The sequence below is a fragment of the Niastella yeongjuensis genome (assembly GCF_900110245.1).
Lineage (GTDB): Bacteria > Bacteroidota > Bacteroidia > Chitinophagales > Chitinophagaceae > Niastella > Niastella yeongjuensis.
On record NZ_FOCZ01000003.1, the window covers coordinates 407075 to 421900 of the forward strand.

Here is a 14826-nt window from a genome sequence, read left to right on the forward strand (position 1 = left end):
GAAATAATGAATACTGCCTTGTTAATAGATGACGATTGTCAATAGTTTGCCGGTTATTTTACCACAATGGCGGAGCCTTGAAAAAATCATGTGGGGTTTGTCCTGTAAATGCTCTGAAGTCTTTTATAAAGTGTGCCTGATCGTAATATCCTGCCGAATAGGCAGCTTCGGTAAAACTTATAGCATCGGTATAGTTTTCGATCAGGCTTTTCAATCGAACAATAGCAGCAAAATGTTTAGGCGACGTACCGGTGATCTTCCTGAATCTCTTTTCAAAGGGATCACGACTAATGGGCAGCCCCGCCACCAGTTCCTTTATTTTAATATCGCCTTTTAAGCGTTTGATCTTTTGTATGGCTTCGCTCACCAGCGCATCTGATTGCGTTATTTTCAGTTCAGATAATAAGAACCGTTCTACAATGAGTATACGCTGGTTGTTGTTATCGGCTGCGGCCAGTTCTTCTTCAATAGCACATACCTTCGATCGTTGAATGAGGTGATCTAGCGATACACTGATGCTGCCCAGTTCATACAGGGGGGCTGAAAAAAATGCTGCAGCTCCGCCTTCCTTAAAGATCACTAACAGGTTGGTGGTCTCTTTTGCATAATCTACAAGCCGGCTCGAATCCCGGATACCCGAAATAACCGTCTGGGGAAAGCTATGTGTAGCGCCGCCATTATCTGACCAGGAAACCTGTCCGCGAAGCCGGAATGCAATTACTATGGAAGTATCGGGTAAAATACGGTTCACCATTCCCTGTTCACAGTCAATGATCAGGAAATTTTTAATATAGGGCTGCAAAGCAGGTGAGGGAAGGAATTGTGCCATATGCTATTCGCCTTGAGAAACAAATCTACAAACTGGGGTTACGCTGACACAACCTTCCAACAAATAAAAAGGTTCAAAAATAGTTTTGAGTAACCGGATGGTTACGTATATATTTGCAACCGGGTGGTTACATAACCGGTGTGTGGCCATCGGCCCGTACGTACTGGCAAAAAATTGAAGTTTACCAAAAAAATACATTATGAAAAATGAACCATTGATCGTGGAGCGCACCTACAATGCGCCAGCCGACAGGGTATGGCATGCAATTACTGATTTAGATCAGATGCGCCAATGGTATTTTAAACTGGTTGCATTCAAGGCTGAAGTTGGTTTCGAATTTCAGTTTGAAGGCGGTCCCAAAGGCGGACCAATGTACTTACATAAATGCCGGATTACGGAAGTAGTACCGGGTGAAAAATTACAGTATAGCTGGCGGTACGATGGGTATGAAGGCAATTCTTTTGTGACGTTTGAACTGTTTGCAGAAGGTGATAAAACCAGGGTGAAATTGACCCATGTAGGTTTGGAAACCCTGGCAGCAGCCAACCCGGAATTTGCAAGGACCAATTTCGAGCAGGGCTGGACATCTATCATTGGTACCAACCTGAAAAACTTTGTAGAACAGGTAAGCGTTTAAATAGCGCCGCCATTTTTGATATCGCCCTTCAGGATAAACCCGCAGGGTTTCATGCCGGCTTTTATTAAAGTGGCCTTGGATGCATTGTTGCTGATATTACAGCGGGCAGCAGGAACCCGCCCCTGGCGATAAATTTCTTTTTTTAGTTCCTGTACGAGTAAACTGCCGAGCCCACGCTGCCGGCAGTTTTCTTTTACGTCCATATAAATATCGGCATAAGGGAAATTGTAATTGAGCATGAATCCGCCATTGGCCACTACTTCGCTATGTTGTACAAGATAGTAACCGCCTGCATCAGCCCCTGTGTTTTCTTCTTTATGGTTTCTGCCAAAATGCACGCCGGTCATGTGGAAATCTGTTTGAACATAGTCTTCAAAAAGAATAGCTTCGGCATAGATATTCTTGGCAAATTCGTAGAGCATGCCTGTTAACAACAAGTCGTTACTCTGGCATTCGATCTTTTTTGTGCCGGAAGTGGAAATAAAATCATGGAAAATGGAACTGACGTATTTTCTATAAGGAGGCAGCAGGTAGAATTCGAAGATGGTATCGCGGTCTTCTCTTTTATCTGACCCCCACACGGCCCCATAGCCAATGCATGCTTCATTAGAGATGATCACATACACATCGGCCCAGCCGTAATAATGGCATTTATCATAGATGAACTGAAAATTATTTTCCTGCAGGAATATCTGACGAAAATCTTTTATGTCTGCCGACTGTGTTTTTTCGATCTTTAACCGCATGGGCATAAGTTAACTATTTTACCCAATAAAAAAAACGAGCCCCAGATGGCAGCTCGTTTTTTAATACTTCGCCCGCCGAAGCTTTAGCGTAGGAGGGTGAGCAATTTGGTTAACACTTGGGAATCGTCACTTTTAACCGGCAGCCGCACCCTGGCGATGATTGCAGGTCAACTGCTCCGTTATACAGGTTGGTTCTGTCGTAAATATTCCGCAAACCGATGCCCTTGGTTTTTTTCAATGGACAAAATCCAACCCCATCATCCTGAATGATAAGTTCAACTGCGTTGTTGTTACTTACCAATTGTACAATTACATGGCTGGCCTTACTGTACTGGATGGTATTCTTCAATTGTTCCTGAACAATTCGGTACAGGGCAATCTTTTTTCCTTCAGAAATATCATCGGTCCATTGCTTATGGCACTGGAATTTGATCTTGAACGGACAGGTTTTTTTAACGTCTTTAACCAGTTCATTGATACTGTCGGCCAGGGTCTTTTCTTTTAATTTGGGCAATACCATTTCTCTTGAAATGGTTTGTATATCGGCAATGGCCATATCAAGCGACTCTACTACTTTACCGGCTATTTCCCTGTTGGCTGCCTCAGCTGGTTTTAAAAGCCCCATATACAGCTTGGCTACCAGCAGCAGCTGGTTGATGTTGTCGTGCAATTCCTGTCCGATGCGGGTGCGCTCTTTCTCCTGTGTATCGATGATGCTTTTGGCAATTTCCTTCTGGTGTTTGAGCTTTTCCTGCAACAACAGGTTTTCCAGTTCTTTTATCTCAGTAAGGTCGAGCAGGGAACCGATGAGCTTCACCGGTTTTTCATGTTCAAACACTACAATACCGCGGTCACGCACCGTTCTGTAAGCGCCATTGAGTTGTTTGAGCCGGTATTCCCACTGCCAGCTGGAAACTTTACTATGCAACAGGTTGGCTACATTTAATTCAACCCGCTCTTTGTCATCGGGGTGAATGCGGTTGTACCACCAGTTATTGGCAATTATTTCTTTATCGGGCGAGCCCAGCAATTCAATCAGGGGTTTGCTTCGAAAAACCTGGTTCGATTTCAGGTCCCACTCCCAGATAGCATCAGTGGTAACCTGGGTTAAACGGATCAGCCGTTCATTGGCCCGGGCAATTTCTTCATGCACATTGTACCCGAAAGTAATGTCCATGGCTTCGCCACCCAGCATTCGTTTTGTTTTATGAGGAACCGGGAAAATGTTTACCAGGAAATAGCTGGTTGTTCCATCGGCCAGGGGATGCTTATAGATCTTTTTATGTGCAGTACCCGTTGCCAGCACATTGCGGTGTGCTTTTTCAAAAATAGCTGTAAAGAATGGCGGTATTACATCAATCGCATTTTGATTGAGAACGTTTTCATTCAGACTTAAAAATCGAAGAAAGGACGGGTTGGCAAAAACAAGCCGCTCCTTGTCATCGATCAGCCAGGTCATGGCTGAAGTAAGATTTAAAAATTCCTTCCGGAATAATTCTTTTTCGCAGGCATACGGTTCTTTATGCCAGGGCAGTTCATTAATAAGCGCAACAAATGAAAAGGGTGCGGTGGCATTGTCATCAAAAAGTGGATAGAAAGAAAATTGTAACCATTTACTGTCTGGGCTGTCAGCACGCATTTCAATTACCTGCTCGTAAGGCTTGCCCGCCAGTAACGTTTTCATCAACGGAGAGCTTTCAAAAGAGATGGGATCAGTAAATATTTTAAAGGAACTACAAAAGCCGGCCAGCTGCGGATTATTCAGCAGGCTTTCAGGTTTGGTGTTTAAAAAATCGGCGGCTTTCTCATTGGCATCCAATACATGGCCATTACTATCCAGGATCAGGATACCAGGGGTGGGTGTATGAGTTGGTTTTTCGATATTTGTTTTATACCCCAGGCATATAAAAAGTTCCGGCTTGTTTTCAATTGACTTTAACCGGGCAACTCGCCAGTTAGCTTTGTGAACCATACTATTTAAAAGATTCATTTTTAAATAGGAGGGGTTCGCTGCAAAACCTGCTTTTTGCAAAGCGTCTTTTAATAGTTCAACGCCAACAGGTGAAAGAAAATTATAAAAGAGGTTTTTTGAAGGAGTGCTTTTTTCAATATACAGGCATTGCACCAATTGTTCATTGGCATATTGAATAACACCATCTTCGTTAATGATGGCAAAATAATAGTCTTCACAGGTATCGGCAATCGTTACTTTATCTTCTTCAGTCATACAGGCTACGGGTTTGGTTCTCACGTGATATTAATGGTTGATTATTCTGCTATTTCTGTTTTTTGAATGTCATTTCCAATGGTTGTCAGTCTATACTCGACCTCTTCAAAATCGAGTGATTTGTCGAAAAAGTGATCAGCGCCGCTTGCGATACAGATCTTTTTATAATGATCATCGGCATGGTTACTGATGATCCAGACTTTGATAGCCGGATACCTGTTTTTGATCAGTTTCAACAGTTGAATGCCGCTTTTACCCGGCATGCTGATATCGAGCAACACCAGATCGATGGTTGCATTTTGTAACCAGCTGATTGCTTCCTCATAATTACGAGCCTGTAAAACAGGGTGAAGGTGCTGCTCGTTGAGCAGGCGAATGATCCTTTGCCTGAAAAGAGCCGCATCATCAACAACCAGCACAGTTAGGTTTCTATCAGGCATGGTGAAAGCTTTGTATCAAAATTAACATATCATACAAGTTATAATAAATAGTCGTTTTTATGTTTGTTTTGTAGTATAAAGTCTACAATTACGCAAACGATTGACTAATTAAATCAATTTATTTTCGAGTGCATACCGGATAAGGTCAGCGTTTGTTTTAAAGTTCATTTTCACCAATATGCGCGCCCGGTAAGTACTGATGGTGGTAGTACTTAATGAAAGATTATCGGCAATTTCAGAAACCGATTTGCCGGCTGACAGCAGTTTGAATACATCAAATTCCCTGTCGGAAAGCCGTTTATAGGGTTCCGGTTGTTTTTCTTCTTCCAGTTGGGTGGCCAGGCTTTCAGCCAGTGTAGGGGTAATGTATTTTTTCCCTGTCAATACCCGCCTTACAGCGTTTACCAGTTCTTCGTGAGCAAGGTCTTTGCTGCAGTAACCCGAGGCGCCGGCTTTTAATGCACGAATGGCGTATTGTTCTTCAGGGTGCATGCTTAAAATAAGCACCGGCAGGCGGGGGTGAGATAAACGGATCTGGTGCAACGCTTCCAGGCCACTTCGCCCCGGCATTGAAATATCACTTATAATCACATCCCACTTGCCATTATTAGCTTTTTGTAATAATTCTTCGGCATTGGCACATTCTTCAATTTCGCCAAACGGGTATTCATCCAATAAGATCTGTTTTAGTCCTTTGCGCACAATTGCATGATCATCGGCCACCAGTACTTTCATGGTCAGGTTATTTATCAATCAGTTTGTCTGTTCAGCCCGCATAACGAGGCTGTTTAATTATTTAAAGTATCTAATAATATGGTACATCATAAACGGATTAATGGTTGCTTTATTGATCCGCTTTTGAGGTAGCCATTTCGTCGTGCAGGGGAGTGATCACTATAATCGTAGTGCCTTCGCCTGGTTTGCTGTTTATTTCAAAACGTCCGCCCAGCATGAGCGTGCGTTCTTTCATGCCCAGTAATCCCAATGTTTTTTTAATGGCAAGTGTTTGCATATCAAAGCCTGCCCCATCATCTATGATGGTTAATATCACCTGTTCGTTCTGTACCAGTAGTTTGCTAAAGACAGTTTTAGCATTAGCATGACGCGCGATATTGGTCAGCGCTTCCTGGTAGATCCTGAACAGGGAAGTGGCGATATTATTGTTAACCGGTAAATGGGCCAGTCCAGGTTCAAAGATGATTTTGATGCCTGATCTTTTCTCAAATTCCTTGCTTTGCCATTCCATGGCTTCTATAAGCCCCAGATCGTCTAACATACTGGGGCGTAACTCGGTAGCAATGCGGCGAACCGATCGGATGGTTTCATTCAACACTTTCAATGCATCGCCCGTTTTTTGTAAAAGACTGGGATCCTCACATTTGTGCAACTTTTGATTGAGCCACGAGAGGTCCATTTTCAGAATTGTAAGCTGCTGCCCCAGTTCATCATGAATTTCGCGGGCGATATTGGTGCGTTCGGTTTCCCTGATATTTATAAGATAATCGCTCAGTTCACGGAGTTGGGTGAATGGTCCCGTGGAAGGATGTTCTGCTTCGAGTGGCTTGTAAATGAACAGATAACCCCCATTGGGTAAGCCAGGTGAAATGGCATGCCGTGTCGTTTGCAGTGTTAATATTTGGCCCGTACCGGTTGTATACGCAATAATGCCCCCGGTAAATGTAGTATTTGAAGCGGCGACCAACAGAAAAGAGAGGGATTGCCCGAGCATATCCTTTTGATTGTAAAGGAACAACGCCAAAGCTGCCGGGTTGCAGGCAGTAATGACAAAATCGGGACCAGTAAATAGGGCAGCTTCACTGATATGCTGTATCAGCAGCTGTTGGGTTGTTGGGTTTGGGGTATCGTTTTCCATTTGCTTATGGGGTGCATAAACACTCAGTTCACACAATTACTTTTTCATAGAAAACGATTCAGCGCAAGATTAGCTCATAATTTTTAATTGACAACATGTGGCAGCCGGGTTGTGGGTAACTGGCCCTGGTTTCTGAATAACTTACAAGTGTAGGCATGACATTAATGGCGCTGGGTAAATGAAAACATTTATTTTGACGGAGTGATTGTATTGGTTTGGCCGTTTATGCGTGCTGTATATTTTTGCCGGCCTGTAAAGGGGTTTACATTTGCTCTGCAAAACAATCCTACCATTAATCCGATTAAGGGACTTCCTTCCTCAATACCTTGATAAACCCTTTTAAACCTGGCGCCTGTATGTAGCATTCGTACGCTAGTAAGACGACAACCATTCTAATTTATGTAATTATGAACAGTTTAGGAACTAAGGTAGCATTGGTAGACGATTCCCCGGTTTTCAGAAACGGGATAAAGGAAATCCTTTCTTTGTGGGGGTATGAAGTGGTACTCACCGCCATTCATGGCAAAGACCTGTTGCGACAACTAACTACAGCCAACAGCCCCGATATTTGTATTACCGACCTTAACATGCCTGTTATGAATGGTTACGAAACCATTGCCGCTCTAAGAGAAAAATGGCCTGGAATAAAAGTTATTGCATTTTCCATTACCAATAGTAGTTGCGAAGAACTGCGGGCCCTGCAGACAGGCGCTCATGCTTTCGTTTCAAAAACTGGCTCCATCATTGAATTGCAAAAGGTTTTGCACGATATGCAACAACCTGCAGGCATCTGATTAAAATAAAATGTGGGAAAATATCTTCTAAGGAGCGTGTTGTCTTTTTAAACTTTCACAAAAAGAAGCCTTCTATTACGTTTATCCCTGTTTGAATCTGTGTAAGGTTCGGCGCTTGTATGCTTTTGTTAGAAGTAGCGGCGTCCGGGGGGCTGCAATCTGGTATTGTAGTTACCTATCACCATGGTAAAAATCGCAGCTCCCCGTGCGCAAATTTGCTACTTTCTTTACTTGCTGAAAGATAAATGTTGCATTCTAATTGTATCTAACTAATAGATGAAAGGAAGGAATCTATCGGGGAAGCGCCTGTTTTTTTCTTTCAATGAAGTTGAATTTCTAAAAATATTCTTAATTCAGATTGGCGTGCAAATAAATCATAGTACAGCGCGTTTCGTAAAAAAGGCATAGTATTTGAAATTATTACGGGTTCGCCTCACTTTCTATTCTAATATCCTGTGCCGGTTTAGGCTGTACATCGTCCCAATATATTTATTCTTTTATACTATATATACCAATATATGTTACAAGCGCTTCCATATCATTTGAAGGTTCGGGATCATTTTGCTCAACAAACGAAGACCTGGAATTTTTTTGCTTCTGTTAATACAAAAGAAGAGCAACTGGCCCAGTATAAAACTGAATTGTTAAAGAATACTTACAAATTTGATGTGAATGCCGATGCGGCCATTTACGAAAAGGTAGAAAAGGCCAAAGAAAAATTGGGACTGGAACAACTACCCGTTACAGTTTACCAGGCGCAATACACCGATGAAATGAATGCGAGTATTGTTTTCCTTAACAACGAAGCACATATTGTTTTCAGCGGCCGTATTACACAGTTATTAGATGACAATGAACTGCTGGCTATACTGGCACATGAATTGACCCATGTAAAATTATACAGTACACTACAGGGTGAGTTGGAAATTGCAGAGCGCATTATAATGGCCATTGCCGGTAATTATCACAGTGAGCCTGCTTATTATGAAACAGCCCGTTTATACAGGCTATACACTGAAATTTATTGCGACCGGGGTGCCTATACTGTAGTAGGCGATACCAGTCCCGTGATCACTTCGCTGGTGAAAATAGCAACTGGGTTGGATAAGGTAAGTGCCGGGAGTTATGCAAAACAGGCAGAAGAAATATTCTCCACTGCCAGTGGAGTAAAAGCAGCCACTATTTCACACCCCGAAAATTTCATCAGGGCAAGGGCCATTCAGCTTTGGCATGAGAAAAAAGAAGATGCCGAAGCGGAGATTATAAAAATGATAGAGGGCAGTACCGACCTGGACCAGCTGGATGTATTTAAACAAAATGAGTTGTTGCTGTTCACGCGTACCTTCATGCAACTGTTATTAAAACCTAACTGGTTCCGCAGTGCCCTGGTTGGCAGTTTGGCCAAACAGTATTTTGCCGATTTCTCCTATGATGAAGAAATAACACCCGATGAACAATTTGTAGAAATAATAAACGGGTCGCATACCAGCATAAAAGATTACCTGGGGTATATTATGCTTGATTTTGCCCTGGTTGATGGCGCCCTGGAACAGATCCCCTTTGGCTGGGCATTTCAATTTGCCGAAACCATTCAGTTAAAAGATGTTTTTGAAGCCATCGTTAAAAAAGAATTACAACTAAGCGATAAAAAGCTGCAGCAGCATAAGCAAAAAACTATGGCCGCCTGGTATAAGTTAAAAGAAGGCGGGAAGGAACAGGTGGTGCTGGAAGGCGACGCCTCCGCTTAATCAAATCCCATTAATACCATTTAGATCTCAATTTATTGATTATGTCAATACAGGTTCAATCATTCAGACAATTCCTGAAATCAGCATTCGATAATGGCGATTATGCAACAGACGATGTAATTGCCTTTGTGCTGCCCTTATGTAAGGAGGTGATCGGTTTTCATGAAGCCGGACTGGTAGCACCATTTGAAAATGAAAATGCCTTGTTTATTACCGATAACCGCATGGACATCGATGAACGGGCTGCCCATAAACCTATGAACGCAATAGGGAAAGTAATAGCCCTGTTTGAAAAGCATAAATCCCGCCATTTTGATCCGGGTGGTGCCACAAAACCAGACATTGACTTCGACGACAGTGCCGTGTCAGTGGAAAATGTACAGGTGCACCTGAATGGCAATGAAACGTTGTCATTCCCGGCCTATATACCCGGTTACCGCTGCTTTGAAATGAATCTCGGACACCACGATGAGCTCACCGATATCTTTTGTTTGGGCTGTGTACTGGGCAGTATGGCATTGGGGTTGAACCTGTATGAAGAAAAAGACCTGGCGTTGTTTGCAAAATACCGCAGCAATCCCATTCTGTACAACCACCGCATACACCCAACCATCAGCGCGCTGATTGCTGAAATGACGGAACTAAGCCGCCAAAAACGCGTGCAGGACCTGTATGATATCGTAAACAGGTTACAACATTACCGGGATTACGATCCGGAAAAAGAAACCGACCTGAGCAATATAGCAGGCTGGATCAATAAATCATTGACTAACCGCAACCAGCTTATCTTAAACAAGCTGCGTAATCGGTTATTCGATACCAGCAGGAGGAACCGCTTATTGTATTACAAACCTAATATGCGGTTTGTAAACCTTACCGTAAGCAGCGTGCCTATGGTGCTGCATTACCAAAGCATTCGCCCGGAATTGTTGTTTACCTGGAACAAAGACATTGCTGACCGCGTAACCGGCATGAAAGAAATCGTGCTGAATAAATACCTGCGGTTTGAAGACCACTTGTATTTACCTTCTTCACTCGATAAAATACGCATAGAAGCGCAACGCGATATTCAGGAATATGGTTTCAGCCAGTTGAAGCTGGTAATTGTGTATTTGAACTGGCACAACCTGAAAGAAGACGCAGAAGAACGGATACAAAGCCCTTTATTATTGGTGCCGGCAGAGCTGAAGAAGAACAAGAAATTAAAGGAGGATCATTATGTATTAAAGATCACCGATAATGTGGCAGAGGTAAATCCGGTGCTGGCCAGTTACCTGAAAGAGTTGTATGGCATTCAACTACCCGATTATGTAGACCTGGATGAAATGACGCCGGAGCAGTTCTATCAATTACTAAAAGGACAAATAGACGCCGCCAACCAGGGGATCGTTTTGAATTATATCCAAAAGCCACGCATCAGGCTGGTGCATAATGTGGCCAAGCAAACAGTGACCAATTTCAAAAAACGGTTACAACGTTCAGGCAAACAGTTAAGCAATTATAAAGATGTTGGGTACAGCTACCAGCAGGGACAATACAAGCCACTGGGGCTGGAAATATTCCGGCAAAGAGTGGAGCCCAAACAAGGCTTCCTGGAATCGCTGGGGCATGAAGAAGCCCGCATTGTACCCTCGCAATTAACCGAAAGCATAGCCGACAAGCGTCGCCCTTCCTTTGAATTGTCAGAAAGCGAAGGCAATCCCTACAGCTGGGATTTTGATATGTGTAACATTGTGCTGGGGAATTTCAACTATAAAAAAATGAGCCTGGTACGCGATTACAATTTTGTGATCGATAACCAGGTACCCAATGAAGTATTTGAACAATTGTTCAGCAGCAAACCCAAACCTACCAGTGATACCACACAAAACTGGAACAGTACGGACGACTGGTACCATGTAATTACGGCCGATCCTACCCAAACGAGGGCCATCCTGAAGAGCAGGGAAAAAGAAAGCTACATAATTCAGGGCCCGCCCGGAACGGGTAAAAGCCAAACGATCACCAATCTGATCGCTGATTTTGCTGCCCGTGGCCATAGTATTTTGTTTGTGTGTGAAAAACGCGCTGCATTGGATGTGGTGTACCATCGCCTGAAACAACAGGGCCTCGATGAATTGTGCTGTTACATCCACGACAGCCTGGGTGATAAAAAGGAATTTATCAGGAATCTGAAAGAAACGTACGAGGACTTCACCAAAAATAAAATGGACCTGGAAAGGATCCAGTCGAGCCGGGATGCCTTACTAAAACAAACCAATGAACAGCTGGAACTGTTGAAACAGTTTCATGCTACCCATACTGCGGTGCCTGAACAGGCCGGTATTGAATTTAGGAAACTGCTCGAAAGGGTAGTGGAATTGAAAGAGCACCTGATCGCCCGGCCGGCAAAAGAAGCAGATGCATTACCGCATTATAAAGAATGGCTGGAATTTGGCAGTGTTATTCAGCAATTGAGTAATGCGCTGGAAGAAACGGGTGCAGAACCCACGTTTGCAGAGCACCCGTTCAGTAAGATCAATGAAAATATCTTCAGCAATGAGAACCCGCAAACCGTGCTGGAAAACCTGTTGCAGCATTCCCGCAATTTGCTCACAGATATTACCACAGTAGTAAAGGATAACCATATTCCACCTGAACATACCAACCGCCTGGAACAGATCAGGAATTTGGTGCAGGTAGCCATTGTATTAAATCCCCTGGCAGAAACGGATAGTCTTGCACTGGTTGATGAAGGCAATGAACAGGCACGGAAGTTTGATAAGGGTGTTCATTTGTATAAACAGCAGCAACAACAATATGAACAGATAAAGGCCCGGAACAAGAACTGGAAAGAAAAACTAAGCGAACAGGATATGCTGGCAGCAATACCATTAGCCGCCAAATTCGAAGAGTCGTTTTTGAAATTCCTGAACAGCAAATGGAACCGGCTGAAGAACAAGATCGATGAATGTTATGATTTCAGCCAGCATGCAGTGCACCCGGGTTATGGTGCCGTATTGCAACAATTGAAAGAAGAATACGATGCTGCCAATATGGTGGCCATGGAACGGCATTTTCTGCAACAGCAATATAAGGTTGATAATGTTGACCTCACCCATTTAAGCATAGACCGCATCAGGGCCAGAAAGGGTGATAAAGAAATAGATTATTTATTGCACCATGCCGAGGCCAATCAACTGGTAACGAAATTGAGCAAGCTCAATAACAGCATGCAAAAGCTGCAAACCCAGTTACAGCAATGTTTGAATGAGTATGATACCAAGCCGGTAAGCGATATTTACGACGAGCTGGAAAGCATCAGCATGAATGCTGAAAGCCTGCAGGACCTGTTACCCGCGTTGCGTGAATACGCTGAATTGCCCGATTCAGTAAAAGAAGTGCTCAGGAAGGTCCCCGTTACCCCCTTACAGGCAGAAGCGGGGATGGCCAATAAAACACTGTCGCATATTTATCACCAGAATAAAGTATTTGCCAATACCGATATGCATGCCATTGAAAAGGCAGTACGGCAAATACAACATTGCTACAAGCAATTACTTAAAGTAAATGCCGATTACATCAGGGCCACTGTACGCCAGCGCTTTTTGCACAATGTTGAATTGAGCAATATCGCCAGCAGTCAGCTGACGCCTGAACAACGGGAGTTTAAAAAGAATTATACCGAAGGACGTAAAATACTGGAAAACGAATTCAACAAAAGCATCCGCTTCAAGAGTATCAGGGAATTGTCTGGCAAGGAAAGCGGCCTGGTGTTGAAAGACCTTAAATCGGTATGGCTGATGAGCCCGTTAAGTGTGAGCGACAGCTTACCGGTCGATATCGATTTCTTTGATGTGGTGATCTTTGATGAAGCCAGTCAGATCACGCTGGAAGAAGGCATCCCGGCTTTGTATCGCGCCAAACAAACCATTATTGTCGGCGATGACAAACAAATGCCGCCTACCAACTTCTTTGCGGTGCGTACTGAAGATCCGGACGATTTGGAAGTGTTTACCGATGATGACGATGAGGAATTGTTAAGCAATGATGCGGACAGTCTGTTGGTACAGGGCGCCAGAAAACTGGGTAATGTAATGTTGGGCTGGCACTACCGAAGCCGGTTTGAGACGTTGATCAGTTTCAGTAACCACGCTTTTTATGAAGCAAACCTGCTTACCATACCCGATAAGACCATTCATCATACGGAAAAGAAGTCCATCGAAATAAACAAACCGCAGGAAGCTACCCAACATGTGGATGCATTATTTGACCGCAGCATCAGTTTTCATTTTCTGCCAAATAGTGTTTATGAAAAACGCATTAATACCGATGAGGCAGATTATATAGCCTATATGGTGAAAACCCTGTTACAAAAGAAAGTACGGGAAAGCATCGGGATAGTTGCCTTTAGCCAGGAGCAACAGGAGGCCATCGAAAATGCCCTGACGAACCTGGCATCGAAAGACAAAGCTTTTGAACAGGCGCTGGAAGATGCCTGGAGCCGTACTGAAGAAGACCAGTTCACCGGTTTGTTTGTAAAAAACCTGGAGAATGTGCAGGGCGACGAACGCGACATCATCATCATGAGTGTCTGTTATGGTTTTGATTCCCGCAAAAAGATGATCATGAACTTCGGGCCTATTAATAAGAAAGGCGGTGAAAAGCGATTGAATGTGATCTTCAGCCGGGCAAAGAAACATATGGCAGTGGTGAGCAGTATCCGTCACCATCACATTACCAACGAGTATAATGAAGGGGCCAATTACTTTAAACGCTTTTTGCAGTATTCAGAGTTAGTGAGCTGTGGTGACATGCGGTCGGCCCGTACTATTCTTGACAGCCTGGTGCTGCATAAAAAAGACAGATCGAAGATCAAGGCAGATAATATCATTCTGAACCAGATCAGGGAACAGCTGGAAAAGAGAGGATATGAAGTGGCAGAACAGGTGGGGCAGTCTGATTTCAAATGTTCACTGGCGGTAAAAGCCAAACCTACCGACACCACCTATAGCCTGAGTATATTGCTGGATGATGACCGGCATTATAAAAACGAAAACCTGCTGGAACAATATTATCAGCGGCCGGCGATTCTGCAAACATTCAACTGGCGTACCATTAATGTGTTTGCGAAAGACTGGTTAAGTCAGCCCGATAAAGTACTGGAGCTGATCATCAAACGGCTGCACCAGGAAGCGGGACAGGAAGAGGAAAAAGCAGTCGATGCGCATGAAGAGCTGGGTGGAGACATCATCAAAGAGTCAGCAGAGGAGGTAACAACATTGGCAACTGTTTCAACTGAACCAGCAGCACCGGCAACACCGTATGATCATTTAACCTTTCACCGGCTTATTAATTCAGAAGGGGAGAACAGCCGTTTCTGGGAAGCAGCGCTGGATGGTTGTAAACTGATCGTTCGTTACGGAAGAGTGGGCACCAAAGGGCAGGTGCAGGTAAAGACCTTTGCCAAAGAAAGCACCGCGCAGCTGGAAAAGGATAAACTGATCAAAGAAAAAGCAAATAAAGGTTATAAGGCCACCTGGCTGTGATGCC

10 protein-coding genes are annotated in these 14826 nt (G+C 43.7%); 4 read left to right on the top strand and 6 right to left on the bottom strand.

The window, feature by feature from the left end; genetic code table 11:
- Nucleotides 1–58 precede the first annotated feature (58 nt).
- Complete coding sequence (locus BMX95_RS10130; protein ID WP_081204337.1) at nt 59–829, bottom strand: helix-turn-helix domain-containing protein; 771 nt, start codon at nt 827–829, stop codon at nt 59–61.
- Nucleotides 830–1028: 199 nt separating this feature from the next.
- Between BMX95_RS10130 and BMX95_RS10135 the strand changes: the two genes are divergently transcribed.
- Nucleotides 1029–1466, top strand: a complete 438-nt coding sequence (locus BMX95_RS10135; protein WP_081204339.1) for an SRPBCC family protein — start codon at nt 1029–1031, stop codon at nt 1464–1466.
- Here the strand turns inward: BMX95_RS10135 and BMX95_RS10140 are convergent.
- From BMX95_RS10140 to BMX95_RS10160, 5 genes are all read right to left on the bottom strand, one after another.
- Nucleotides 1463–2212 (bottom strand): GNAT family N-acetyltransferase, encoded by a 750-nt coding sequence (locus BMX95_RS10140; protein WP_081204597.1) that lies wholly within the window; start codon nt 2210–2212, stop codon nt 1463–1465. The two genes, BMX95_RS10135 and BMX95_RS10140, sit on opposite strands and share 4 nt — an antisense overlap.
- Before the next feature lie 109 nt (nt 2213–2321).
- Nucleotides 2322–4439: a sensor histidine kinase gene (locus BMX95_RS10145; RefSeq protein WP_081204340.1), complete on the bottom strand. Its 2118-nt coding sequence runs from the start codon at nt 4437–4439 to the stop codon at nt 2322–2324.
- Between the two features lie 41 nt (nt 4440–4480).
- On the bottom strand, nt 4481–4879 hold the full coding sequence (locus tag BMX95_RS10150) for a response regulator (RefSeq protein ID WP_081204341.1): 399 nt from the start codon (nt 4877–4879) through the stop codon (nt 4481–4483).
- Between the two features lie 108 nt (nt 4880–4987).
- The gene (locus BMX95_RS10155) at nt 4988–5614 is read right to left on the bottom strand and encodes a response regulator (protein WP_081204342.1); all 627 of its coding nucleotides are present in this window, start codon (nt 5612–5614) and stop codon (nt 4988–4990) included.
- A 109-nt stretch (nt 5615–5723) separates the two neighbouring features.
- On the bottom strand, nt 5724–6752 hold the full coding sequence (locus BMX95_RS10160) for a sensor histidine kinase (RefSeq protein ID WP_081204343.1): 1029 nt from the start codon (nt 6750–6752) through the stop codon (nt 5724–5726).
- A 407-nt stretch (nt 6753–7159) separates the two neighbouring features.
- Here BMX95_RS10160 and BMX95_RS10165 point away from each other — a divergent pair, with 407 nt between their 5' ends.
- The 3 genes from BMX95_RS10165 (at nt 7160) to BMX95_RS10175 (ending at nt 14822) form a co-directional block, all read left to right on the top strand.
- Nucleotides 7160–7546 (top strand): response regulator, encoded by a 387-nt coding sequence (locus tag BMX95_RS10165; protein ID WP_081204344.1) that lies wholly within the window; start codon nt 7160–7162, stop codon nt 7544–7546.
- A 518-nt stretch (nt 7547–8064) separates the two neighbouring features.
- A complete protein-coding gene (locus BMX95_RS10170) occupies nt 8065–9294 on the top strand; it encodes a M48 family metalloprotease (RefSeq protein ID WP_081204345.1) in 1230 nt (409 codons plus the stop codon).
- 41 nt (nt 9295–9335) lie between these two features.
- Nucleotides 9336–14822 (top strand): AAA domain-containing protein, encoded by a 5487-nt coding sequence (locus BMX95_RS10175; protein WP_081204346.1) that lies wholly within the window; start codon nt 9336–9338, stop codon nt 14820–14822.
- Nucleotides 14823–14826: the final 4 nt, after the last annotated feature.

Bases quoted from the DNA above. Each gene is read 5' to 3' on its own strand.
- BMX95_RS10160 (WP_081204343.1), bottom strand. From the start codon at position 6,752: ATGGAAAACGATACCCCAAACCCAACAACCCAACAGCTGCTGATACAG.
- BMX95_RS10140 (WP_081204597.1), bottom strand. From the start codon at position 2,212: ATGCGGTTAAAGATCGAAAAAACACAGTCGGCAGACATAAAAGATTTT.
- BMX95_RS10145 (WP_081204340.1), bottom strand. From the start codon at position 4,439: ATGACTGAAGAAGATAAAGTAACGATTGCCGATACCTGTGAAGACTAT.
- BMX95_RS10155 (WP_081204342.1), bottom strand. From the start codon at position 5,614: ATGAAAGTACTGGTGGCCGATGATCATGCAATTGTGCGCAAAGGACTA.
- BMX95_RS10135 (WP_081204339.1), top strand. From the start codon at position 1,029: ATGAAAAATGAACCATTGATCGTGGAGCGCACCTACAATGCGCCAGCC.
- BMX95_RS10175 (WP_081204346.1), top strand. From the start codon at position 9,336: ATGTCAATACAGGTTCAATCATTCAGACAATTCCTGAAATCAGCATTC.
- BMX95_RS10130 (WP_081204337.1), bottom strand. From the start codon at position 829: ATGGCACAATTCCTTCCCTCACCTGCTTTGCAGCCCTATATTAAAAAT.
- BMX95_RS10170 (WP_081204345.1), top strand. From the start codon at position 8,065: ATGTTACAAGCGCTTCCATATCATTTGAAGGTTCGGGATCATTTTGCT.
- BMX95_RS10165 (WP_081204344.1), top strand. From the start codon at position 7,160: ATGAACAGTTTAGGAACTAAGGTAGCATTGGTAGACGATTCCCCGGTT.
- BMX95_RS10150 (WP_081204341.1), bottom strand. From the start codon at position 4,879: ATGCCTGATAGAAACCTAACTGTGCTGGTTGTTGATGATGCGGCTCTT.